This window comes from Hydrogenovibrio halophilus DSM 15072, assembly GCF_000384235.1.
Classification (GTDB): Bacteria; Pseudomonadota; Gammaproteobacteria; order Thiomicrospirales; family Thiomicrospiraceae; genus Hydrogenovibrio; species Hydrogenovibrio halophilus.
The window spans coordinates 783,770-805,610 of the sequence record NZ_KB913033.1 but is presented as its reverse complement, the minus strand read 5'-3'; the positions used below and the strand labels follow the sequence as shown (position 1 = coordinate 805,610).

The 21,841-nt window shown below is 51.4% G+C and carries 17 protein-coding genes and 4 tRNA genes; 18 read left to right on the top strand and 3 right to left on the bottom strand.

Annotated elements, in window-relative coordinates; all coding sequences use genetic code 11:
• Positions 1-81: 81 nt before the first annotated feature.
• The 4 genes from A377_RS0103890 (at position 82) to A377_RS0103875 (ending at position 4,100) form a co-directional block, all read left to right on the top strand.
• On the top strand, positions 82-2,001 hold the full coding sequence (locus A377_RS0103890; protein ID WP_019894842.1) for an HsdM family class I SAM-dependent methyltransferase: 1,920 nt from the start codon (positions 82-84) through the stop codon (positions 1,999-2,001).
• A gap of 1 nt (position 2,002) precedes the next feature.
• Complete coding sequence (locus tag A377_RS0103885; protein ID WP_019894841.1) at positions 2,003-3,046, top strand: restriction endonuclease subunit S; 1,044 nt, start codon at positions 2,003-2,005, stop codon at positions 3,044-3,046.
• Between the two features lie 143 nt (positions 3,047-3,189).
• Positions 3,190-3,579, top strand: a complete 390-nt coding sequence (locus A377_RS0103880) for a hypothetical protein (protein WP_019894840.1) — start codon at positions 3,190-3,192, stop codon at positions 3,577-3,579.
• Between the two features lie 104 nt (positions 3,580-3,683).
• On the top strand, positions 3,684-4,100 hold the full coding sequence (locus A377_RS0103875) for an OsmC family protein (protein ID WP_019894839.1): 417 nt from the start codon (positions 3,684-3,686) through the stop codon (positions 4,098-4,100).
• A 71-nt stretch (positions 4,101-4,171) separates the two neighbouring features.
• On the opposite strand, the gene A377_RS0103870 is transcribed toward A377_RS0103875, so the two are convergent.
• The 3 genes from A377_RS0103870 to A377_RS0103860 form a co-directional block, all read right to left on the bottom strand.
• Positions 4,172-5,254, bottom strand: a complete 1,083-nt coding sequence (locus A377_RS0103870) for a peptidase M42 (RefSeq protein WP_019894838.1) — start codon at positions 5,252-5,254, stop codon at positions 4,172-4,174.
• Entirely contained in the window at positions 5,251-6,552 is a 1,302-nt protein-coding gene (locus A377_RS0103865; protein ID WP_019894837.1) for an adenosylmethionine--8-amino-7-oxononanoate transaminase, read from the bottom strand. Before A377_RS0103865 ends, A377_RS0103870 begins: the two co-directional genes overlap by 4 nt.
• A 383-nt stretch (positions 6,553-6,935) precedes the next feature.
• The gene (locus A377_RS0103860) at positions 6,936-7,691 is read right to left on the bottom strand and encodes a pseudouridine synthase (RefSeq protein WP_019894836.1); all 756 of its coding nucleotides are present in this window, start codon (positions 7,689-7,691) and stop codon (positions 6,936-6,938) included.
• A gap of 48 nt (positions 7,692-7,739) precedes the next feature.
• Here A377_RS0103860 and A377_RS0103855 point away from each other — a divergent pair, with 48 nt between their 5' ends.
• The 14 genes from A377_RS0103855 (at position 7,740) to rpoC (ending at position 21,767) form a co-directional block, all read left to right on the top strand.
• Positions 7,740-8,225, top strand: coding sequence for a GlcG/HbpS family heme-binding protein (locus A377_RS0103855; RefSeq protein WP_019894835.1), 486 nt, complete (start codon positions 7,740-7,742; stop codon positions 8,223-8,225).
• A gap of 103 nt (positions 8,226-8,328) precedes the next feature.
• Positions 8,329-8,413, top strand: a tRNA-Tyr gene (locus tag A377_RS0103845).
• A 9-nt stretch (positions 8,414-8,422) separates the two neighbouring features.
• Positions 8,423-8,497 (top strand) — tRNA-Gly (locus tag A377_RS0103840).
• Positions 8,498-8,559: 62 nt separating this feature from the next.
• Positions 8,560-8,635 (top strand) — tRNA-Thr (locus A377_RS0103835).
• Positions 8,636-8,700: 65 nt separating this feature from the next.
• Complete coding sequence (gene tuf / locus A377_RS0103830) at positions 8,701-9,891, top strand: elongation factor Tu (protein ID WP_028485244.1); 1,191 nt, start codon at positions 8,701-8,703, stop codon at positions 9,889-9,891.
• 71 nt (positions 9,892-9,962) lie between these two features.
• Positions 9,963-10,039, top strand: a tRNA-Trp gene (locus A377_RS0103825).
• A 52-nt stretch (positions 10,040-10,091) separates the two neighbouring features.
• Positions 10,092-10,475: a preprotein translocase subunit SecE gene (secE, locus tag A377_RS0103820; protein ID WP_019894834.1), complete on the top strand. Its 384-nt coding sequence runs from the start codon at positions 10,092-10,094 to the stop codon at positions 10,473-10,475.
• 1 nt (position 10,476) lies between these two features.
• On the top strand, positions 10,477-11,010 hold the full coding sequence (nusG, locus tag A377_RS0103815; RefSeq protein ID WP_028485248.1) for a transcription termination/antitermination protein NusG: 534 nt from the start codon (positions 10,477-10,479) through the stop codon (positions 11,008-11,010).
• A 52-nt stretch (positions 11,011-11,062) separates the two neighbouring features.
• Positions 11,063-11,491 (top strand): 50S ribosomal protein L11, encoded by a 429-nt coding sequence (rplK, locus tag A377_RS0103810; RefSeq protein WP_019894832.1) that lies wholly within the window; start codon positions 11,063-11,065, stop codon positions 11,489-11,491.
• Between the two features lie 4 nt (positions 11,492-11,495).
• The gene (gene rplA / locus A377_RS0103805; RefSeq protein ID WP_028485247.1) at positions 11,496-12,185 is read left to right on the top strand and encodes a 50S ribosomal protein L1; all 690 of its coding nucleotides are present in this window, start codon (positions 11,496-11,498) and stop codon (positions 12,183-12,185) included.
• Positions 12,186-12,345: 160 nt separating this feature from the next.
• Positions 12,346-12,843, top strand: a complete 498-nt coding sequence (gene rplJ / locus A377_RS0103800) for a 50S ribosomal protein L10 (RefSeq protein ID WP_028485246.1) — start codon at positions 12,346-12,348, stop codon at positions 12,841-12,843.
• Between the two features lie 55 nt (positions 12,844-12,898).
• Entirely contained in the window at positions 12,899-13,273 is a 375-nt protein-coding gene (rplL, locus tag A377_RS0103795) for a 50S ribosomal protein L7/L12 (protein ID WP_019894829.1), read from the top strand.
• Positions 13,274-13,458: 185 nt separating this feature from the next.
• Complete coding sequence (rpoB, locus tag A377_RS0103790) at positions 13,459-17,520, top strand: DNA-directed RNA polymerase subunit beta (RefSeq protein WP_019894828.1); 4,062 nt, start codon at positions 13,459-13,461, stop codon at positions 17,518-17,520.
• A complete protein-coding gene (gene rpoC / locus A377_RS0103785; protein WP_019894827.1) occupies positions 17,520-21,767 on the top strand; it encodes a DNA-directed RNA polymerase subunit beta' in 4,248 nt (1,415 codons plus the stop codon). The genes rpoB and rpoC overlap by 1 nt, the downstream gene beginning before the upstream one ends.
• Positions 21,768-21,841 lie beyond the last annotated feature (74 nt).

Here is a 21,841-nt window from a genome sequence, read left to right as displayed (position 1 = left end):
AGTTTAAAGATTTAGGTTTTGCTTAATATTTTTAGAAATATTTTATCAAAACCTATTAAGTCCGAATAGGAAGTGAAAAAAATGGCAAAAAAGGAAGCAAAAACAGATTTCTGGGTTTATGGGCTTCTCACAGAAGCAGACATTGAACTTGAACCACAAGGAAGCTCTATCAAAGAAATCAATGACGCTCTGAAAACTGCGTCAAAGGCTGGATCTGGCAAGGTCGGTTTCCCCGAATTCGTCGGGCTGGTTAAAGATTTCTTGTTGATTATTGAAAACAAAGCGGACGTTGCCAAACACGTTAAAAGAACCAAAGGAGACACGATCAGCACGGCTGTGAAGGACGTAAAAGACTGCGCCGTGAATGGAGCCTTATTTTATGGCAAACATTTAGCCAAAAATACGAGTTATAACAAGATCATTGCCTTTGGTATATCTGGCGATCAAAAGCAGCATTATATTAGTCCGATTTTCATTGATGAAACTGAATACTACCGAGAATTGCCTGATGTAGAATCTTTCATTTCATTCAATGAAGAGAATATCGAAGAATATTACACTAGAGAAATTCTGGAAGAAGAAACTGATTACGATAAAGAGCTTCATGAAATCCTGAAGGATGCCGCAGAGCTTCACGAAGATTTGCGGAACTACGGTAACCTGAAAGATATAGACAAACCGCTTGTCGTATCAGGTATTTTGCTAGCCCTTCGGGAGTCAGAATATAAAAACTTTTCCACTGATGATCTGATTGGCGAGGACACCGTTAGCACCGATGGCGATAAAATCTTCAAAGCCATTGCATCGAACCTCAAGCGCTCTAACGTTCGGCCTGATGTTAAGCGTGATAAAATCCTCAGCCAATTTGCGATTATCAAAGATACTCAAATCCTGAACGAAATTAATACCACGCTCGGCAAGACCCCTCTGAAGCATTTCACCGAATTTTTGAACCACCGGATATATAGGAGTATTCGCTACACTAGCTCTTCCGAGGATTATCTGGGACGGTTCTACGGCGAGTTTATGTCCTACTCGGGTGGGGATGGCCAAACCCTCGGCATTGTTCTGACTCCGAAACACATAACGGATCTGTTCTGTGAATTGTTGGATATTCAGCCCGATGATATCGTCTTTGATCCTTGTGCGGGAACAGCGGGCTTTCTCATCGCCGCTATGCACCACATGATTGCTAAGGCGGATACCGAGGAGCAGAAAAAGGACATTCGTCAAAAGCAGCTTCACGGGCTGGAGCTGCAACCCTACATGTTCACCATTGCTACCACGAACATGATTTTGCGGGGTGATGGCAAATCCAACTTGGTCAATCACAACTTCCTGAAAGAGAGCCCTGGTAAGATCCAGCTTAACGGCGCAACGGTTGGAATGATGAACCCGCCGTATTCGCAAGGCTCAAAGAAGAATCCAGACTTATATGAAATAGCCTTTACAGAGCATTTACTAGATTCATTAGTAGAAGGTGGTCGTGCAATTGTAATCATCCCGCAATCCTCTTTAACAGGGAAATCCAGAGAAGAAAAAGCAATTAAAGCGAATATCCTAAAGAAACATACTTTAGAAGGGGTTATTTCGCTCAATAAAGACACATTTTATGGCGTAGGAACCATCCCATGCATTGCAATCTTTACGGCTGGAGAGCCTCATCCAGAGTACAAAGAATGTAAGTTCATTGATTTTAGAGAAGATGGCTTTAAAGTCAGTCCACATGTTGGACTAATTGAAACAGAACAGGCTAAAGATAGAAAACAGCACCTTTTAGATGTTTGGTTTGACCGTATTGAAGCGGAAAGTAAGTTCTGTGTAAAAACAACAATTGAAGAAGATGATGAATGGCTTCATAGCTTCTATTACTTCAATGATGAGCTACCAAGTGATGCTGACTTTGAAAAAACTATCGGTGATTATCTGACATTTGAATTTTCGATGATTATGCAGAATCGTGAATATCTTTTTGAATCAGATTATTCTAGGGAGGTCTGATATGTCGGTGAACAACCTAGAAGATATTGAATGGCATGAGTTTTTTATTGAAGATATTGCAGAAATTATTTCTGGTAGAGATATTTATGATGCCGAGAGATTTGAAGGGAAAATTCCTTATATTTCCGCCACAGCTAAAAATAATGGGATTGGCCATTTTGTTGGTAACAACAATAATACATTGGAGCGTAATTGCCTTTCGGTGAACCGAAACGGCTCAGTAGGCTACTCATTTTATCACCCCTATCAAGGTCTGTTTTCTAACGATTGTCGAAAGCTTCGACCTAAAGTTAAATCTGATTATATTGCTTTTTTCCTATCTAGCCAAATAACTTCGCAACGCCAAAAGTACAGTTATGGTTATAAAATGGGAACTGGTAGGCTAAAACGTCAAAAGGTTATGCTACCAATTGGAGACGATGGGATACCAAACTGGCAATTAATGGAAAGCTATACAAAAGCCTTGATGGAAAATAAAAAGGCTAAGTATATTGATTTTTGCCGTAAAGAGTTGGAAAAACTAACGCCAAAAAAGATTGAGAAACTTGAAGAAAAAGAGTGGCATGAGTTTTTCCTAAAAGATATTTTTGAAATTGTTCAGCGTGGAAAACGTTTAACCAAAGCAAATCAAACTGAAGGTAGTCACCCTTATATTTCATCAACAGCATCAAATAATGGGGTAGATAACTTTATTGGAAATGAAAGTGGTGTGCGCATATTCTCAAAGTGTTTGACTATAGCAAACAGTGGTAGCGTCGGCTCAAGCTTCTATCATCCATATGCGTTTATCGCAAGTGACCACGTGACTCATTTACAAAAAGATAAGTTCGACCGCCATATCTACCTGTTCATAGCGACTTTAACAAACAGGTTGTCGGGCAAATATAACTTTAACAGAGAGATTAACGACAAGCGCATTTCAAGAGATAAAGTCATGCTTCCTATCAAAGAGGACGAAAGCCCTGATTTTGAATATATGGAGCAATATATGATGAATCTAGAATATCAGAAACGTAAGCAGTATCTTAACTATTTTGAAGGTTAAGTTTGAGAAGCGCTTATTATTAGTTTACTCAATCTAACAAGCTTTAGTGTTATCTTGAAGTATAGACTTTAATGCTATTTAAAAACCACACAAAAACTGACTTAAGCAAAAAAGTTATCCGCCCTTATAAAAGGATAAGCCTAATGGGTACATCGACAGAGAAAGAGATCATTAATGCACTAATTCGACTAAAGCATGGTCGCCCTAAGGTAGTCGATAAAAAGCGAAAATTAAGCATCTCAGCTCTTGCAGAAGAAGCGGGTGTATCTGATTCCACCATACATAATCGTTATTCTGAAATAGCGGCAGAAGTTCGTGAAATCATGGGCAAAGAGCATAAAGCTCAACGGGATGAAAAGATCGAAAAGCTTAAGCTTGAGAAATCTAAGAACAGAGAGCTTCGAGAACATATCGAACAGCTTGAGTCTGACATTCGCAAGCTGACCTCCATCAACGCCACTTTGAGCAACGAAAATGCTCAACTCAAAGCTGAAATGGCCAGTAAAAAAGTTGTAAGAATTAATCAAAATTAGAGGGTTTTATAACCATGAAAAAACAGAAAAAGTCTTACAGTGGTTGTAAGTCAATAATTTCAACTACTTGCTTTAATGTAAGTCTTACAAAGGTTGTATAATTTATGAAAGTCACTTGGCAGAAGAACATGCGGTTTTGCGGTCACACAGACAGTGGCCATGAGGTGGTGATGGACGCGGCCCCGGAAGTGGGCGGTGAAAACAAAGGGCCCAGACCCATGGAAATGGTGCTGTTGGGTCTGGGCGGCTGCACCAGCATTGATGTGATGATGATGCTGCAAAAAAGCAAACAGGCCGTAACCGACTGCGAGGTGGAACTGACCAGCGAGCGGGCCGAGACCATCCCCAAAGTGTTTACCCGGATTCACGTGCGGTTTCACGTCTACGGCGAAGACCTGAATGAGAAAAAGGTCGCTCGTGCCGTCAACCTGTCAGCGGAAAAGTATTGCTCGGTCTCCAAAATGCTGGAAAACAGCGTCGAACTGACCCACGATTATCACATTCATCCGCCCAAGGCCTAAAACTTACCAGGCCTGGTGATTTTCAGGGCTGGTTTTTCTTTAGGTCATAGTTTTTCTTGGGTGGTCGCTTTTCAGGCTTGCTGTTCAATGGTGCGTAACAGGGTTAAAAACGCCTGGCAGGCTTGCACGGTCGCGGTTTCGCTCATGGTGTGATAGCCGGTGGTGGGGATCTGGATGGTGGTGCCATCGACCAGCCCGTCGGCGTTGGCGAGAATGCGTCCCAGTTCGGTGCGGCCCAGACTTTGTGCGGGGCGTTCGGACCCCAGCCGCTGTTGATTGAGCTGTTCGATGTATTGGTCCTTGAACCCGAATGAAATGCCCAGTTGGTGACAGAGTTGGGTCACCTGCTGGGTGGTGTCGGTATTGAAACGGGCATGTTCGTCCCGGTTGCGCAGGGTGATCAGCTGTTTGTCGGCTTCTTCCCGGTTGCGATAGGGGCTGGTGTCGACCACATAAAGCTGGTTGGTCGGCTTGCCGAAACGACGATACCATTCCAGCAAAAAGCGCCAGCTGCCGCCGGATTCTTCTTCGGCGGTGAAAAAGGCGGTGCCTTCATAGCCCAGACTGAACAAATGCACCAGCATGGCGGCGGTGAGCACATTGTCCAGCTGTCCGGAGAGCAGGCCCTGATCCACTTTCAGCCGATCGGAAAACCCCACCGGCGTCCCTGCGACCAGATGTTCCAGCCCTTCGACTTCGAAAATCAGGTTGTTGCGGTATTCGCAGATGTAGGCGTTGTCGATCAGCCCCGCACCACGGTATGCGCCGGACCAGGGTTCGTACGCCAGCACCGGGGTGTTGTCAAAACGGTTCATCAGGGTTTCTTTGAGTTCGTTGTCGACGTCGGTGCCAAGCAGATTGGTGCGCTTTCCGGCGACAAAGGCGGCGAACTGGAATTCGTTGGGGCCGGTGCAGATCAGGCCGTGGCGGTCGATGTGGGCCGAAAAATGGCAGCTGTCCGGTTTGTTGCCCTGAGCGACCAGCAGGCCTTCATACCAGGTAATTCTGGCACCGCGTTCTTCCAGCTCGCGTTGCAATACTCGAAAAAACGCATGCTCGGCACCGACCACGCTGGGCTGACGTATCAGGGCCTTGAGCAAATCCAGAAAGTCGCCAAACCGGTTGGCGTCGTCGGGCAGATTGGGTTGGTTCATGGGGTCGCACTCTCTTGAAGGGCTTGGTCGATGGCGGTTTTCATGCCGTCGGTCAGGCGGGTTAGGTCACTGTGCCCGATGTTGTAGGCGGGCATGGTGTAGATCAATGCGCCAAAGGGCCTCAGCCAGACACCCTGTTCCACGGCCAGGTCCTGAATGCGAGGCCCCAGATCGGCCCGTGTCAGCTCGACCGCCGCAATCGCACCCAAAATGCGCACGTCCTTGACCGAATCCTGTTCGTTCAAGGGCCGCAGGTGGGTTTCGAAATGCCGTTGGATGCGTGCAATGTTGTCTCGCCAGGGGCTGGCGAGCAGCGTGTCAATGTTGGCGCTGGCCGCAGCACAGGCCAAGGGGTTGGCCATGTAGGTCGGGCCGTGCATGAGCAGACCGGGCTCACCCTGGCTGATGGTGTCACTGACCGCCTCAGTGGCCAGAGTGGCGGCCAGCGTGATGTGTCCGCCGGTCAGGGTTTTGCCCAGCGCCATGATGTCGGGTGTGATCCCGGCCCAGTCACAGCCGAATAATTCGCCGGTGCGCCCAAAGCCGGTGGCGATTTCGTCGGCAATCAGCAACACATCAAACCGGTCGCACAAGGCGCGAACCTGTTTCAGGTAGGCGGGTCGATACGGGCGCATGCCGCCCGCGCCCTGGATGATGGGTTCCAGCGTGATCGCGGCAATCTGGTCGTGGTGTTTTGCCAGCATGGTTTCCAGCGCCTCGATGTCGCTGTTGTCGGTGTTGTCCATGCCCGGATTGGGTCTGGGAGCAAAAAAGTGCCGGGGCAGTAAGGGGCCGAAGGTGGTGTGCATGCCGTTGTCGGGGTCGCACAGGGCCATGGTGGCAAAGGTGTCGCCGTGATAGCCGCCCTTGATGCTGAGCAAGCGGCTCTTTGAGGGCTTGCCACGGCTGATCTGGTATTGCAGCGCCATTTTGATCGCCACTTCCATTGCCACCGAACCCGAATCCACAAAAAAGACCTTTTCCAGGCCTTCGGGGCTGAGTTTGACCAGTTGTTGCGCCAATTGAATCGCCGGTTCGTGGGTGAGGCCGCCAAACATGATGTGGGGCATGGTGTCGATCTGGGCATGCATGGCGCGCACGATGTCAGGGTGGTTGTAACCATGGATCGCGGCCCACCAGGAACTCATGCCGTCGATCAGTTCCCGCCCGTTGGCCAGGGTGATTCGGCTGCCCTGGGTGGATGTGACCGCCAGAGGCGGTTGCGGGTTGGGCATTTTGGCATAGGGGTGCCAAATGTGGTCCCGATCAAACGCTTGCAGGCGTGGCCAGTCAGTCATAGTGCTCCCCAGGTGAAAAACAAAAACCCATTATACGTTTAGCAGCCTGTCGGACTTAAGCCAATCGGCTGCAAAAAACCTGAACTTGGCCATTTTTTGTCCAATTTTTCGTTAAATAGCGAGGCTATTCGCCTCAAAATTGAACAAAAACTGTCTCAAGTCAGACTTTTTTCGCTTCGATCATTTAACCCGGATGTTTCATGAATCTGTGCTGAAATCGCGCAGGAACTTGTTTTCACAAGGAAATTTTCGAAGGAGCGTCGTATCCATGATTACGACCGACTGAGAAAATATTTCTTGTGGAATCAAGGGGCAAGCGAGATCGGTGCAAATTTATGAAATATTCGGGTTAAGTCAGACAGGCTGCTAGAGACGGTGCAAAATCACCAGGCCTGGTCAAAAGACCCATCGGTCAGGTTGGGGTCTGAAGCCCAAGCCAGTGCCTGAAGACCGGTTTGAAAGCTGGGTTCCAGCGGGGACTGGAGGTGGAGGGGCTGTTCGGTTTCCGGGTGCGGCAGCCAGAGGTTCGTGGCGGCCAGATACAGGCGGTGCTGGCCCAGCCATTGATGAAAGAAGTGGTTGTGATGGCGGTCGCCATGCGCAACGTCGCCGACGATGGGGTGACCGATGTGATTGAGGTGACGGCGCAGTTGGTGTTTGCGCCCGGTGACCGGCCGCAAAGACACCAGACTGTAGCGCTGGTGTGAAAAGCGCCCCATTGGGTGCGCCACCTGAGCATGGGCCAGACATTGATAGTCTGTCTGCGCAGATTGGGCCGGGCCTTTTGAATCGCGGTCGGGTTTCAGGGGGCGGTCGATCTGACCGCTGTCAGGCAGCCAGCCACGGCAAATGGCCAGATAGCGTTTTGATACCTGCCTGGAAGTGAAATCGGCGCTGAGTCGACGGGCCGCCTCCGGCGATTTGGCAAACACCATCAGACCGGAAGTGGCCTTGTCCAGTCGGTGAACCGGCCAAACCGGTGCGTCAATGGCGTCGCGGGTCATCTGCAGCGCAAAATGGGTGGCCTGTCTGTCCAGATGGGTACGATGCACCAGCAGTCCGGCCGGTTTGTGAATGGCCACCAGCCAGGCGTCATTGTGCAATATTTTCAAATTTTCAAGCTGACAGTGGGTTTGCATGCGCCTATTATAGATCAAACCGAGACAACGGATACCGAGGAGAAAGGTATGAAAAAATGGTGGTGGATGGCATTGGCCCTGCTGGGGATACCGGCGATGGCAACGGACGTGGTCACAAGCAAAACCATCGGCCTGGGGTTGGCCAACGATTTGGCCGAGGCCAGTGTGGAAGTCTGTCGGCAAGATGGGTATCAGGTCAGCGCGGTGGTGGTGGACCGTCATGGCATTCTACGCACGGCCATGCGCGATGATCTGGCGGCCAAATACACCCTGCAGATTGCTCAGGAAAAGGCCAATATGACCATCATGTCCGGGCTGAAGTCGGGCCAGTTCCGGCAGATGCGCGAAGACATACGCCAGGAGCTCAACCACATTGACGGTCTGATTGTGATGGTCGGCGCGTTGCCGATTGTGGCGGGTGGCACCACCATTGGCGCGATTGGCGTGAGCGGAGCTCCGGGTGGTGAAAAGGACGAGCGCTGTGCGCAGGCCGCGTTGGATCAGTTTCAGGATCGGCTGGACTTTGCGATGTGATGTTTTAGGGGTCAAGGCGCCGCAATCAGGGCCATTGCAAAAAAATTGACCAGATGGTTGACATGGGCATAAGAACCGATAGAATACTCCACACAATTTGATTGGAGGGTTTCCCGAGCGGCCAAAGGGGGCAGACTGTAAATCTGCTGGCATTGCCTTCAGAAGTTCGAATCTTCTACCCTCCACCAATTTAATTTGCGGGTATCGTATAAAGGCTATTACCTCGGCCTTCCAAGCCGATGATAGGGGTTCGATTCCCCTTACCCGCTCCAGATTTCAGGTTCCCATCGTTGATCACCGTCAGGGTGGTTGATATGGGGACCTTTTGATATTTGCTCTCATAGCTCAGTCGGTAGAGCGCATCCATGGTAAGGATGAGGTCATCGGTTCGATTCCGATTGAGAGCTCCATTTTTTCGACACTAAATCTGGCGGACGTGGCTTGAAGTCTGTCGCTGTTTAACGGAGTTTGCATCATGGCAAAGGAAAAGTTTGAACGTAATAAGCCGCACGTAAACGTTGGTACGATTGGTCACGTTGACCATGGTAAGACAACTCTTACAGCGGCACTGACAATTGTACAGGGCAAGAAGTTCGGTGGCGAAGCCAAGGACTATGCCGGTATTGATAACGCACCGGAAGAGCGTGAGCGTGGTATTACCATCTCAACCGCTCACGTGGAATACGAGTCCGAGTCGCGTCACTACGCCCACGTTGACTGCCCGGGCCACGCCGACTACGTTAAGAACATGATCACAGGTGCCGCCCAGATGGACGGCGCCATCCTGGTCTGTTCCGCAGCCGACGGCCCAATGCCTCAGACGCGTGAGCACATCCTGCTGTCACGTCAGGTAGGCGTTCCCTACATCGTGGTCTACCTGAACAAAGCCGACATGGTTGACGACGAAGAATTGCTGGAACTGGTCGAAATGGAAGTGCGCGAACTGCTTGACGAGTACGACTTCCCCGGTGACGACACACCAGTCATCATGGGCTCCGCTCTGAAAGCCATCGAAGGCGACACCTCAGAAATCGGTGAACCATCCATCGGCCGTCTGGTCGACGCACTGGATGAATACATTCCGACACCTGAGCGTGACACCGACAAAGACTTCCTGATGCCGATCGAAGACATCTTCTCTATTCAGGGTCGTGGTACCGTTGCCACCGGTCGTATTGAATCCGGTGTGGTCAAGACCGGTGAAGAGATCGAAATCGTTGGTATTCGTGACACCCAGAAAACCACCGTCACAGGCGTGGAAATGTTCCGCAAGCTGCTGGACCAGGGTGAAGCCGGTGACAACGTTGGTATTCTGTTGCGTGGTACCAAGCGCGAAGACATCGAGCGTGGTCAGGTACTGGCCAAGCCAGGCACCATCAACCCGCACACCAAGTTCGAAGCCGAAGTCTATGTACTGTCCAAAGACGAAGGTGGGCGTCACACCCCATTCTTCCAAGGTTATCGCCCACAGTTCTACTTCCGTACCACGGATGTGACCGGAGCCTGTGAACTGCCATCTGGTACTGAAATGGTCATGCCAGGCGACAACGTGCAGATGACGGTTGAACTGATTGCGCCGATTGCCATGGACGAAGGTCTGCGCTTCGCGATTCGCGAAGGTGGACGTACCGTTGGTGCCGGTGTGGTCGCAAAAATCATCGAGTGATGAAAGCCGCTTGCGATTAATGAAAAGGGGATGTATAATCCCCTTTTTTTTCGCAAGATGCTACCGTTTTTAGGGGTATAGCTCCAATTGGTAGAGCATCGGATTCCAAATCCGAGTGTTGGGGGTTCGAGTCCCTCTGCCCCTGCCATTATTTCAGCGGCCTGTTTTTACAGGTCGTTTTTATTTCAAGATTGAGTCATATGAGTCAAAAATCGAACGATCAGAGTGATCTGTCTGCCATGGAGAAGCCAAAGATATTGCTGGCGTTGGCGATTCTTGCGCTGAGCGTGGTGGGCTATTACTACTATGCCGAGCAGCATGCGGTTGTGCGAGTGCTTGGGTTGCTGGCTGGCTTGGCCGTTGCCACCTGGGTGTTTTATCAGTCTGACAAAGGCAAGTCCTGGTTTCGTTATGCCACTTTGGCCAAAAAGGAAGTGCAGCAGGTCATCTGGCCCACACGACAGGAAACGGTGCAAATGACGTTGATCGTGTTTGTGGTCGTGATTCTGATGGGCATTTTTTTGTGGCTGGTTGATATGTTCTTTTTGTGGGCAGTTCAGTTGTTAACAGGACAAGGTGGTTGATATGGCTCAAAGATGGTATGTGGTCCACGCGTATTCCGGTTATGAAAACAAAGTAAAAAAGAGCCTTGGCGAGTACATCGAACGTGCCGGTCTGGAAGATCGGTTTGGTCAGATTCTGGTCCCTTCGGAAGAAGTGGTTGAGATTCGGGATGGCAAAAAACGCACGTCTGAGCGCAAGTTCTTTCCAGGCTATGTGCTGGTTCAAATGGATATGGACGACGAAACCTGGCATCTGGTCAAGAGTGTGCCTCAGGTAATGGGCTTTATTGGCGGGACGTCTGACCGACCCGCGCCAATTTCCAACAAAGAAGTCGATCGCATTCTGCAAAAGGTTGAGGACGGCGTAGACAAGCCCAAGCCGAAAGTGATCTACGAGCCAGGCGAGATGGTGCGCGTCACGGACGGGCCTTTCAAGGAATTTGAAGCGGTTGTGGATCGTGTGGATTATGACAAGAACAAGCTTCAGGTGTCGGTGCTGATTTTTGGGCGTTCGACCCCTGTTGAGTTGGAGTTCACTCAAGTCGAAAAAGACTGAGTGTTAGTGAAAACGGGGAGTCGAAAGACGTTCGGACCCAAAAGGAGATGTTATGGCTAAGAAGATAGAAGCCTATATCAAACTGCAGGTGCCTGCAGGCAATGCGAACCCAAGTCCGCCGGTTGGTCCGGCGCTGGGTCAGCATGGTGTGAATATCATGGAATTCTGTAAAGCGTTCAACGCAGAGACCCAGTCGGTTGAAAAAAACCTGCCGGTTCCTGTGGTGATTACGGTTTACAGCGACCGCAGTTTTACTTTTGTGACCAAAACCCCGCCCGCGTCCATTCTTCTGAAGAAGGCCGCTGGGATCAAGAGCGGTTCGGGTGTGCCTAACCTGGACAAAGTCGGTACCGTGACCCGTGCGCAACTGGAAGAAATCGCCAATACCAAAATGGCGGATTTGAATGCGAACGACCTGGAAGCGGCCGTAAATATCATTGCGGGCTCGGCTCGCAGCATGGGCTTAGTAGTAGAGGGGTAATGGCATGGCGAAAATGACGAAAAGACAAAAAGTGTTCGCGGAAAAAGTGGACACAACCAAAGCTTACCCAGTACTGGAGGGCTTTTCCCTGATTTCGGAATTGTCCAATACCAAGTTTAACGAGTCCGTTGAAGTGGCGGTTCGTTTGGGGATTGATCCACGTAAATCGGACCAGGTTGTTCGTGGCGCGACCGTGATGCCAAATGGCACAGGCAAAGACGTACGTGTTGCCGTTTTTACCGGTGATGCAAACGCACAGGCTGCAAAAGATGCCGGTGCGGATCTGGTCGGGATGGAAGATCTGGCCGACGAAGTCAAAGGCGGCATGATGGATTTTGATGTTGTGATTGCTTCGCCGGACGCGATGCGCGTTGTCGGGATGCTGGGTCAGGTTTTGGGCCCACGTGGCCTGATGCCGAACCCAAAAACCGGTACTGTGACCCCGGACGTGGCCACGGCCATCAAAAACGCCAAATCCGGTCAGGTGCGTTTCCGTGCCGACAAAGCCGGGATTGTGCACGCGGCCATTGGCAAAGTGGATTTTGCACCGGAAAAACTGAAAGAAAATCTGGACGCTCTGGTGGAAGACCTGGTCAAAGCCAAGCCATCCGCTGCGAAAGGCACTTATCTGAAAAAGATTTCCATTTCCAGTACGATGGGGCCTGGCATTCAGGTCGATCAGTCCAGTTTGTAAAAGTTTTGCTTCGGCAAAAGAGTTGGGTCTCCTTGAATTAAGTACGACTTGATTGAGTGAGTGCCCATCTCAGACCGCAGGTGAGTACGAGCCGTACTCTTAATGGTTTTGGCCTGCGTAGATGGAAGAGCTTGATGATTCAAGCTGTTTTGGAGGTTATATGGCACTCAATATCGAGGGTAAAAAAGCCGTCGTCGAAGAGCTCTCTGCAATCATTGCAGAATCCGGCTCGATGGTGGCAGCTGAATATCGCGGATTGACTGTTGAACAGATGACTAACCTTCGTATCAAGGCACGTGAGGAAAAGGTAACCGTTCAGGTTGTAAAAAATACCTTGGCCAAGCGCGCTGTGCAAGGAACGCCATTTGAAGATATGGCGGACACATTCAGCGGACCTTTGGTCTTTGCCTTTTCGGGTGAAGAGCTTGGGAAAGCCGCGCGTGTGTTCAAAGACTTTGCAAAGGATAACGAAGCCCTGGTGGTTCGTTCTCTGTCAATTGGAGAAGGCGCTCTGGATGCGTCACACTTGGCAAGCATTGCCGCACTGCCGACTTACGACGAAGCAGTCAGCAAGCTGTTGTTTGTGATGAAAGAGCCTGTGGCCAAGTTGACACGTGGTCTCAACGCAGTCAAAGAGCAAAAAGAAGAAGCCGCCTGATAGACAGCGCTGGCTTGTAATCTTGCGAACGTGATTAATTTAAGGAAGTAATAAGATGGCAATTTCTAAAGACGATATTCTGGAAGCCGTTGCGAACATGTCAATCATGGAAGTGGTTGAGCTGGTAGAAGCAATGGAAGAAAAATTTGGCGTTTCCGCTGCGGCCGTAGCCGTTGCTGGTGGTGGCGCTGGTGATGGTGCAGCAGCAGCCGAAGAACAGACTGAGTTTGATGTGATTCTGACCGGTCCTGGTGACAACAAGGTTGCGGCGATCAAAGCCGTGCGTGGTGCCACAGGCCTGGGCTTGAAAGAAGCCAAGGCCGCTGTTGAATCTGCGCCGTTTGCACTGAAAGAAGGTGTGGACAAAGAAGAAGCAGAAAAACTGGTAGCAGAGCTGAAAGAAGCCGGCATTGAAGTCGAAATCAAGTAAGCATTAAATCCGTTTTTCTAACGATTTGGCTGGCGTTTCTGACGCCGGCCTTTTCTTGTTTATAAGTGTGTAAAAGTGTAATGAATCGCAACCGCTGGTTGATGCTGTTATTACTCTTTTATGCATTGGCTGAAACCCGATCTGATTCCGGTTTCGTATCTTATATGTGAATGTTGGGGTAACCGATGTCCTATTCTTTGACCGAAAAGAAACGCATCCGCAAGGATTTTGCAACGCAACCGTCCATTCTTGATGTGCCGTATCTGCTCTCTCTGCAGAAAAAGTCTTTCAATGAATTCCTGCAAAAAGAAAAAAAGCCGATTCAACGCCAGATGATGGGCTTGCATGCTGCGTTTTCTTCTGTCTTTCCCATTCATGGTGTGGCGGGTACCGCCGACTTGGAGTACGTCAGCTATACCATGGGGCAACCGGAATTTGATGTAAAAGAATGTAAGCAGCGCGGCGTGACCTATTCATCGCCATTGCGCGTGAAGATGCGTCTGGTTCTGTTCGATAAGGACGCACCGGCTGGCAAGCGTCCGGTCAAGGACGTGAAAGAGCAGGAAGTGTATCTGGGCGATGTGCCTCTGATGACGGAAAACGGAACCTTTGTCATCAATGGTACCGAGCGGGTCATCGTGACTCAGCTTCACCGTTCTCCCGGTGTGATCTTTGACAGCGACAAAGGCAAGTCCCATTCTTCCGGCAAGACGCTGTTCAATGCGCGGATCATTCCTTATCGTGGTTCCTGGTTGGACTTTGAGTTCGACCACAACGATTGCCTGTATGTCCGGATCGACCGTCGTCGCAAACTTCCGGTTTCGATTCTGTTCCGGGCGATGGGTTACTCCAACGAAGAAATTCTGGACACTTTTTTCGATCACCTGCAGTTCCATGTCAAAAAAGGCAAAGTGCTGCATGACATTGACGCGAGCAAGTTGAAAGGTCAGAACGCCCCGTTTGATCTGATGAATGCCGAAGGCGATGTGGTGGTTAAGGAAGGCAAGAAGATCACCGCACGTGACGTCAAGAAAATCCGTGAGGCCGGTGTTGATCAGGTAGAAGTGCCGGACGACTTTATGGTTGGGAGGATTTTGTCTTCCGGTATCATGAACGAGGAAACCGGGGAGCTGGTGGCTCGTGCCAACGAAATGATTCAGCCGGAATTGCTGGAAACAATCAAGGGAATCAAGGACTTTTCTTTCCGTTGTCTCTTTGTGGACGACCTGGAAAACGGTTCCTATATTTCGGACACACTGAATCTGGATACCACGGCTTCGCCGACCGATGCGCAAATCGAAATCTATCGCATGATGCGACCGGGCGAGCCGCCAACACAGGAGTCCTCCGAAGCGCTGTTCCAGAGCCTGTTCTTTGATGAAGCGCGTTACGACCTGTCCTCCGTCGGTCGCATGAAGCTGAACCGTCGACTGGGGCGCAAGAAAAACGATGGCTCTCTGGTGCTGGAAAACGACGACGTTATGGAAGTGGTCAGAGAGCTGATCAATATCCGTAATGGTCTGAGCTCACTGGATGACATTGATACGTTGGGTAACCGTCGTATCCGTGCCGTGGGTGAGATGGCCGAGAACGCTTTCCGTGTGGGGCTGGTTCGAGTTGAGCGTGCTGTAAAAGAACGTTTGAACCAGGCTGAAACCGACAATCTGTTGCCGCAGGATCTGATCAACGCCAAGCCGGTTTCGGCTGCGATCAAGGAGTTTTTTGGCTCCAGTCAGCTGTCTCAGTTTATGGATCAGGTGAATCCGTTGTCCGAAGTCACGCACAAGCGCCGTGTTTCGGCGCTTGGGCCGGGCGGTCTGACCCGCGAACGTGCCGGGTTTGAAGTCCGGGACGTTCACCCGACTCACTATGGCCGTGTTTGCCCGATCGAAACGCCGGAAGGGCCGAACATCGGTCTGATCAATACCTTGGCGATTTACGCCAAAACCAATGAATACGGTTTTTTGGAGACCCCTTACCGCAAGGTGGTCAATGGCAAGGTAACCGAAGAGGTCGAATACGTCTCGGCCATTGATGAATCACAGTTTGTGATCGCTCAGGCGAGCGCCAAGGTCGACAAATCAGGCAAGTTCGTGGATGAGATGATTTCCTGTCGTCACCAGAACGAATTTACCCTGTCGCCATCCAATGAAATCAATTACATGGATGTGTCGCCGAAGCAGATCGTTTCGGTGGCTGCGGCCTTGATTCCGTTTCTGGAGCACGACGATGCCAACCGTGCCCTTATGGGCTCGAACATGCAGCGTCAGGCTGTGCCGACACTGCGTGCCGACAAGCCGCTGGTAGGGACTGGCATCGAAAAAACGGTGGCGATTGATTCCGGGGTGACGGTGGTCGCCAAGCGTGGTGGAGAGATCATTTCTTCCGATGCGGCCCGTATTGTGGTGCGCGCCAATAATGACGAGATTGCCGAAGGCGAAACCGGTGTGGATATTTACAATCTTGTGAAATATCAGCGCTCCAACCAGAACACCTGTATCAACCAGAAGCCGATTGTCAAATCCGGTGACGTGGTGGTCCGTGGTGACGTACTGGCCGACGGGCCCTCCACCGATCTGGGCGAACTGGCCATTGGTCAGAATATGCGCATCGCCTTTATGCCGTGGAATGGTTACAACTTCGAGGATTCGATTCTGGTCTCCGAAAAAGTGGCGCGCGATGACCGCTACACCAGTATTCACATCGAAGAACTGACTTGTCTGGCGCGTGATACCAAACTGGGGCCGGAAGAAGTCACTTCTGATATCCCCAATGTTGGTGAATCGGCATTGTCACGTCTGGACGAGTCGGGGATTGTGTATGTCGGTGCCGAAGTCAAGCAGGGCGACATTCTGGTTGGGAAAGTAACGCCAAAAGGGGAAACTCAGCTGACGCCTGAAGAAAAGCTCCTGCGAGCCATTTTCGGTGAAAAAGCGTCGGACGTGAAAGACACCTCTTTGCGCGTGGGCAAAGGCGTGGAAGGCACGGTGATCGATGTTCAGGTCTTCACCCGTGAAGGCGTGAAAAAAGATGCCCGTGCCCTGTCGATCCAGGAAGACGAGTTGCAGGCGGTCCGCAAGGACATCGATGAGCAATACCGCATTCTGTTCGAAGACATTCACGCCCGGGTTGAGCAGTTGCTCAACGGCCAGGAACTGGTGGATGGCACCAAAATCAACCAGGCCTGGTTAAAAAAGACCGATCGCGATCAATGGTTGAAGGCCAATGTGAAGGATGAGGCTTTGGCCGCGCAACTGGAAACGTTTGAAAAGCAGCTGACGGATAAGAAAGAAGAGCTGAACGAAGCGTTTGACGTCAAGAAAAAGAAACTGACTCAGGGAGACGATCTGCAGCCAGGTGTTTCCAAAATGGTCAAGGTTTATGTGGCGGTCAAGCGTCGCATTCAGCCAGGCGATAAAATGGCTGGCCGTCACGGTAACAAAGGTGTCATCTCACGGATTTGTCCGGTGGAAGACATGCCGTTTGACGAAACCGGGCGTCCCGTGGACATCTGCCTGAACCCGCTTGGGGTGCCTTCGCGGATGAACGTCGGTCAGATTCTGGAAACGCATTTGGGGCTGGCTGCCGCCGGTCTGGGCGAGAAGATCGATGCCATGCTCAAGCAGCAGGAGGATCTCAAAACCCTGCGTGGCTTCCTGCACCAGGTCTACAACGAGTCACAGGGTCAGAAAGTGGATTTTGACCAGCTCACGGACGACGAAGTCATGGAGCTGGCCGGAAACCTCAGAAACGGGGTGCCAATGGCATCGCCCGTGTTTGATGGGGCTTCGGAAGATCAGATCAAATCCCTGCTACGACTGGCGGATTTGCCCGAGTCCGGGCAGATGACCTTGTATGACGGCATTAGCGGCGATGCATTCGACCGTCCTGTGACCGTTGGTTACATGTATTACCTCAAGCTGAACCATCTGGTCGATGACAAGATGCACGCGCGTTCCACCGGGCCTTACAGCCTAGTCACACAGCAGCCATTGGGCGGGAAAGCCCAGTTTGGCGGCCAGCGCTTCGGTGAAATGGAAGTGTGGGCACTGGAAGCTTATGGTGCGGCCTTTACCCTTCAGGAGATGCTGACGGTGAAATCCGACGACCTCGCCGGGCGGACGCGCATGTACAAAAATATTGTCGATGGCAACGAATATATGGAGCCCGGAATTCCGGAGTCCTTCAGCGTTCTGCGCAAAGAGATTCGTGCCTTGGGGATTGATATTGAGTTGGAGCAAGAATAATGAAAGATTTATTAGGATTTTTGAAAAAACAGAATGTGTCGAACGATTTCGATACGATCAAAGTCACGCTTGCTTCACCTGAGAAGATTCGTTCCTGGTCCTATGGCGAGGTGAAAAAGCCGGAAACCATCAACTATCGCACTTTCAAACCGGAGCGCGACGGGCTTTTCTGTGCCAAGATTTTTGGCCCGATTCGCGATTTCGAGTGTCTTTGCGGCAAATACAAGCGTCTGAAGCATCGCGGCGTCATCTGTGAAAAATGCGGGGTGGAAGTCACGCAGTCCAAAGTGCGTCGCGAGCGCATGGGGCACATTGATCTGGCCACGTCGGTCGCCCATATCTGGTTCTTGAAATCCCTGCCGTCGCGGATCGGTCTGATTCTGGACATGACGCTGAAGGAAATCGAAGCGGTTCTGTATTTCGAAGCGTTTATGGTGGTGGATCCGGGTCTGACGCCGCTTGAACCATGGCAGCTGCTCAGTGAAGAAGAGTATCTGGATGCGTTGGACGAATATGGCGACGAGTTTGAAGCACAAATGGGTGCCGAAGCCATCAAGAAGATGTTGCAGTCCATTGATCTGGATGCGGAAGCGGCCAGCTTGCGTGAACAGATGGATGCGACCAATTCCGAAACCAAGCAAAAGAAAATCTCCAAACGCCTGAAACTGATTGACTCGTTTTTGCAGTCAGGCAACAAGCCGGAATGGATGATTCTGGACGTTCTGCCGGTGTTGCCACCGGAATTGCGTCCGTTGGTGCCGCTGGATGGCGGTCGCTTTGCGACCTCGGATCTGAACGATCTGTATCGTCGGGTGATCAACCGAAATAACCGTTTGAAGCGTCTGTTGGATCTGATGGCACCGGACATCATCGTGCGCAACGAAAAGCGCATGTTGCAGGAGTCGGTGGACTCCCTGCTGGACAACGGTCGTCGTGGCCGTGCTGTCACCGGCACCAATAAGCGGCAGTTGAAATCACTGGCCGATATGATCAAAGGCAAGCAGGGGCGTTTCCGTCAGAACCTGCTGGGCAAGCGTGTCGATTACTCCGGTCGTTCTGTGATCGTGGTCGGGCCTTCTCTGCGTCTGCACCAGTGTGGTCTGCCCAAGAAAATGGCGTTGGAACTGTTCAAGCCATTCATCTTCAGCAAGCTGCAGAAGCGTGGTATGGCGTCAACCATCAAAGCCGCCAAGAAGATGGTTGAGCAGAGTCTGCCCGAGGTTTGGGATGTGTTGGACGAGGTTATTCGCGAACACCCGGTATTGTTGAACCGTGCCCCCACCCTGCACCGTCTGGGGATCCAGGCTTTTGAACCGGTTTTGATCGAAGGCAAAGCCATCAACCTGCACCCATTGGTCTGTTCCGCTTTCAACGCCGACTTTGATGGGGATCAGATGGCGGTTCACGTACCGTTGTCGCTGGAAGCGCAGCTGGAAGCTCGTACCTTGATGATGTCGACCAACAATCTGCTGTCACCAGCCAACGGTGATCCGATCATTGTGCCGTCGCAGGATGTGGTGCTTGGCTTGTATTACATTACCCGCGAGGCGATTAACGCCAAGGGGGAAGGCAAGGCGTTCACCAACTGGATGGAAGTGGAACGGGCGCTGGAAGCCAAGGTTGTGCATCCCCACACCCGGGTCAAACTGAAGCTGGAACAGACAGTGAAAGACGATACAGGTGTGGAGTCGGTGGTTCGTGACATGGTTGATACCACAGCGGGCCGTGCCATGCTGCTGCGGATTCTGCCGGAAGGGTTGAGTTTTGATCTGATCAACACCAATCTGACCAAAAAGAACATTTCCAACGCTCTGAATGCGTGTTATCGGATTCTGGGGCCGAAAGAGACCGTGATTTTTGCCGATCAGTTGATGTACGCCGGTTTCAAATGGTCTACCCTGGCGGGTCTGTCTTTCTGTTCAGGCGATATGCTGGTGCCGGACAACAAAGAAGAAATCATTGAACGTGCGCACGGGCAGGTGACGGAAATTCAGAAGCAATTTGCTCAGGGGCTGGTGACCGAAGGCGAGCGTTACAACAAGGTCGTTGATATTTGGTCGCATACCAATGAACTGGTCACCCAGTCCATGATGGACGACCTGGAATATGAAACCGTGATCGATGCTGAAGGCAACGAAGTCCGTCAGACCTCGTTTAACTCGGTGTACATGATGGCCGATTCCGGCGCGCGTGGCTCGGTGGCGCAGATGCGTCAGCTGGGTGGTATGCGTGGCCTGATGGCCAAGCCGGATGGTTCCATCATCGAAACCCCGATTACGGCCAACTTCCGAGAAGGCCTGAACGTCTTGCAGTACTTTATTTCGACGCACGGTGCGCGTAAAGGTCTGGCCGATACCGCACTGAAGACCGCCAACTCAGGTTATCTGACCCGTCGTCTGGTGGATGTGGCTCAGGATGTGGTGGTCACCGAAGATGACTGTGGCACCGATCGCAGCATCCGCATGACAGCGCATGTCGAAGGCGGTGAAGTGGTCGAGGAGCTGCAGGAGCGAATCCTTGGTCGTGTCGTGGCCGAGGACGTGATCGACCATGAAGGCAAGCTGGTTGTCGAAAAAGGCACGATGCTGGATGAGCGTCTGGTCAGTGAAATCGATGCCTCCGGTGTGGACATGGTTCAGGTACGTTCTTCGATTACCTGTGAAACCCGCTTCGGTATTTGCCGCAAGTGTTATGGCCGCGACTTGGCTCGAGGTCATGAGGTCAATATCGGCGAAGCCGTTGGTGTGATGGCAGCACAGTCAATCGGTGAACCTGGTACACAGTTGACCATGCGGACCTTCCACATTGGTGGGACCGCGTCAGCCTCAACCGCGCAAAGCCAGGTTGAAGTCAAGCACGAAGGCAAGGTCAAGTTTGATAACCTGAAAACCATTAAAAACTCGGAAGGCCAGCTTCTGGTTACCGCCCGTTCCGGCGAAATCTCGATTCTGGACAAAATGGGACGCGAGAAAGAGCGCTATAAGATTCCTTATGGGGCGGCTCTGAACGTGGAAGACGGTGTCGAGCTGACTTCCGGTGCCGTACTGGCCACTTGGGACGCGCACACACATCCAGTGATCACCGAAGCCGAGGGGGTGATTCAGTTTGGTAACTTTGACGGGACCGTTGAAGAGCATACCGATGAATTGACCGGCTTGACCACTTATGTGGTCAAAGGAGCCAAAGAGCGCACCAGCGCGTCAAAAGACCTGCGTCCATACATTGAGCTGGTCAGTGCTGACGGCAAAGGTGTCTGCTTCCCCGGAACCCAGACGCCGGCCATGTATTACCTGCCGGAAAATTCCGTGATCGTGGTGAATGAAAGTGATCCCGTTGGCGCCGGTGACATTCTGGCAAGGATTCCACAGGAGTCGTCCAAAACCAAGGATATTACCGGTGGTCTGCCACGTGTGGCCGATCTGTTCGAAGCGCGTATGCCCAAAGAACCCGCAATTATGGCTGAGGTCAGCGGTGTCATCGGTTTTGGCAAGGAAACCAAGGGCAAGCAACGACTGGTGGTGACTCAGGACACCGGCGAGCAACATGAAACCCTGATTCCGAAATGGCGATCGGTGGATGTGTTCGAAGGTGAGCGCGTGGAGAAAGGGGACGTTGTCGTGGACGGCAACGCCAATCCACACGATATTCTGCGCCTGCTGGGAGTGGAAAAGTTGACCGAGTACATCGTGGACGAAGTGCAGGATGTGTACCGTCTCCAAGGTGTGCGCATCAACGACAAGCACATCGAAACGGTGGTGCGTCAGATGTTGCGCAAGGTCGAAATCAAATCCCCAGGGGATTCAAGCTTTATTCGTGGGGAACAGGCGGAATATGCCCGGGTGCTTGAAGAGAATGAGCGTCTCCGCGAAGAAGGCAAGGTTGAGGCTACTTATGTTCGTGTGCTGCTGGGGATCACCAAAGCGTCATTGGCGACCGAATCCTTTATCTCGGCCGCGTCTTTCCAGGAAACCACCCGCGTTCTGACCGAGGCCGCTGTCAGTGGCAAGGAAGACAAGCTGGTTGGCTTGAAAGAGAACGTGATCGTTGGTCGTTTGATTCCAGCCGGTACCGGTTTTGCCTATCATCAGGCGCGGAAAACCGCTCAGGAAAAAACGCAAGAAGAGTTGGCCGCGTTCATGGCGGCTGCGGAAGAAAATGCTGAGATGGAAGCCTCTGCATCTGAAATGGCTGAGGCAGACGCTTCGGTCTCGGAAGCGGAAAACCCGGAAGGCGATGCCACTGAGTGATTGGATTGTCTTCGATAATTCAAAAACTTATGCTTGACACGAGGCTGTGGGGTCACTAAAATCCCACAACCTTA

What these genes read in the sequence shown, in the direction of transcription:
- rplK (WP_019894832.1), top strand. Translation starts at nt 11,063, where the DNA reads ATGGCTAAGAAGATAGAAGCCTATATCAAACTGCAGGTGCCTGCAGGC.
- rplL (WP_019894829.1), top strand. Translation starts at nt 12,899, where the DNA reads ATGGCAATTTCTAAAGACGATATTCTGGAAGCCGTTGCGAACATGTCA.
- A377_RS0103880 (WP_019894840.1), top strand. Translation starts at nt 3,190, where the DNA reads ATGGGTACATCGACAGAGAAAGAGATCATTAATGCACTAATTCGACTA.
- A377_RS0103870 (WP_019894838.1), bottom strand. Translation starts at nt 5,254, where the DNA reads ATGAACCAACCCAATCTGCCCGACGACGCCAACCGGTTTGGCGACTTT.
- A377_RS0103860 (WP_019894836.1), bottom strand. Translation starts at nt 7,691, where the DNA reads ATGCAAACCCACTGTCAGCTTGAAAATTTGAAAATATTGCACAATGAC.
- rplA (WP_028485247.1), top strand. Translation starts at nt 11,496, where the DNA reads ATGGCGAAAATGACGAAAAGACAAAAAGTGTTCGCGGAAAAAGTGGAC.
- A377_RS0103865 (WP_019894837.1), bottom strand. Translation starts at nt 6,552, where the DNA reads ATGACTGACTGGCCACGCCTGCAAGCGTTTGATCGGGACCACATTTGG.
- A377_RS0103875 (WP_019894839.1), top strand. Translation starts at nt 3,684, where the DNA reads ATGAAAGTCACTTGGCAGAAGAACATGCGGTTTTGCGGTCACACAGAC.
- A377_RS0103855 (WP_019894835.1), top strand. Translation starts at nt 7,740, where the DNA reads ATGAAAAAATGGTGGTGGATGGCATTGGCCCTGCTGGGGATACCGGCG.
- rplJ (WP_028485246.1), top strand. Translation starts at nt 12,346, where the DNA reads ATGGCACTCAATATCGAGGGTAAAAAAGCCGTCGTCGAAGAGCTCTCT.
- nusG (WP_028485248.1), top strand. Translation starts at nt 10,477, where the DNA reads ATGGCTCAAAGATGGTATGTGGTCCACGCGTATTCCGGTTATGAAAAC.
- tuf (WP_028485244.1), top strand. Translation starts at nt 8,701, where the DNA reads ATGGCAAAGGAAAAGTTTGAACGTAATAAGCCGCACGTAAACGTTGGT.
- A377_RS0103890 (WP_019894842.1), top strand. Translation starts at nt 82, where the DNA reads ATGGCAAAAAAGGAAGCAAAAACAGATTTCTGGGTTTATGGGCTTCTC.
- rpoB (WP_019894828.1), top strand. Translation starts at nt 13,459, where the DNA reads ATGTCCTATTCTTTGACCGAAAAGAAACGCATCCGCAAGGATTTTGCA.
- secE (WP_019894834.1), top strand. Translation starts at nt 10,092, where the DNA reads ATGAGTCAAAAATCGAACGATCAGAGTGATCTGTCTGCCATGGAGAAG.
- A377_RS0103885 (WP_019894841.1), top strand. Translation starts at nt 2,003, where the DNA reads ATGTCGGTGAACAACCTAGAAGATATTGAATGGCATGAGTTTTTTATT.
- rpoC (WP_019894827.1), top strand. Translation starts at nt 17,520, where the DNA reads ATGAAAGATTTATTAGGATTTTTGAAAAAACAGAATGTGTCGAACGAT.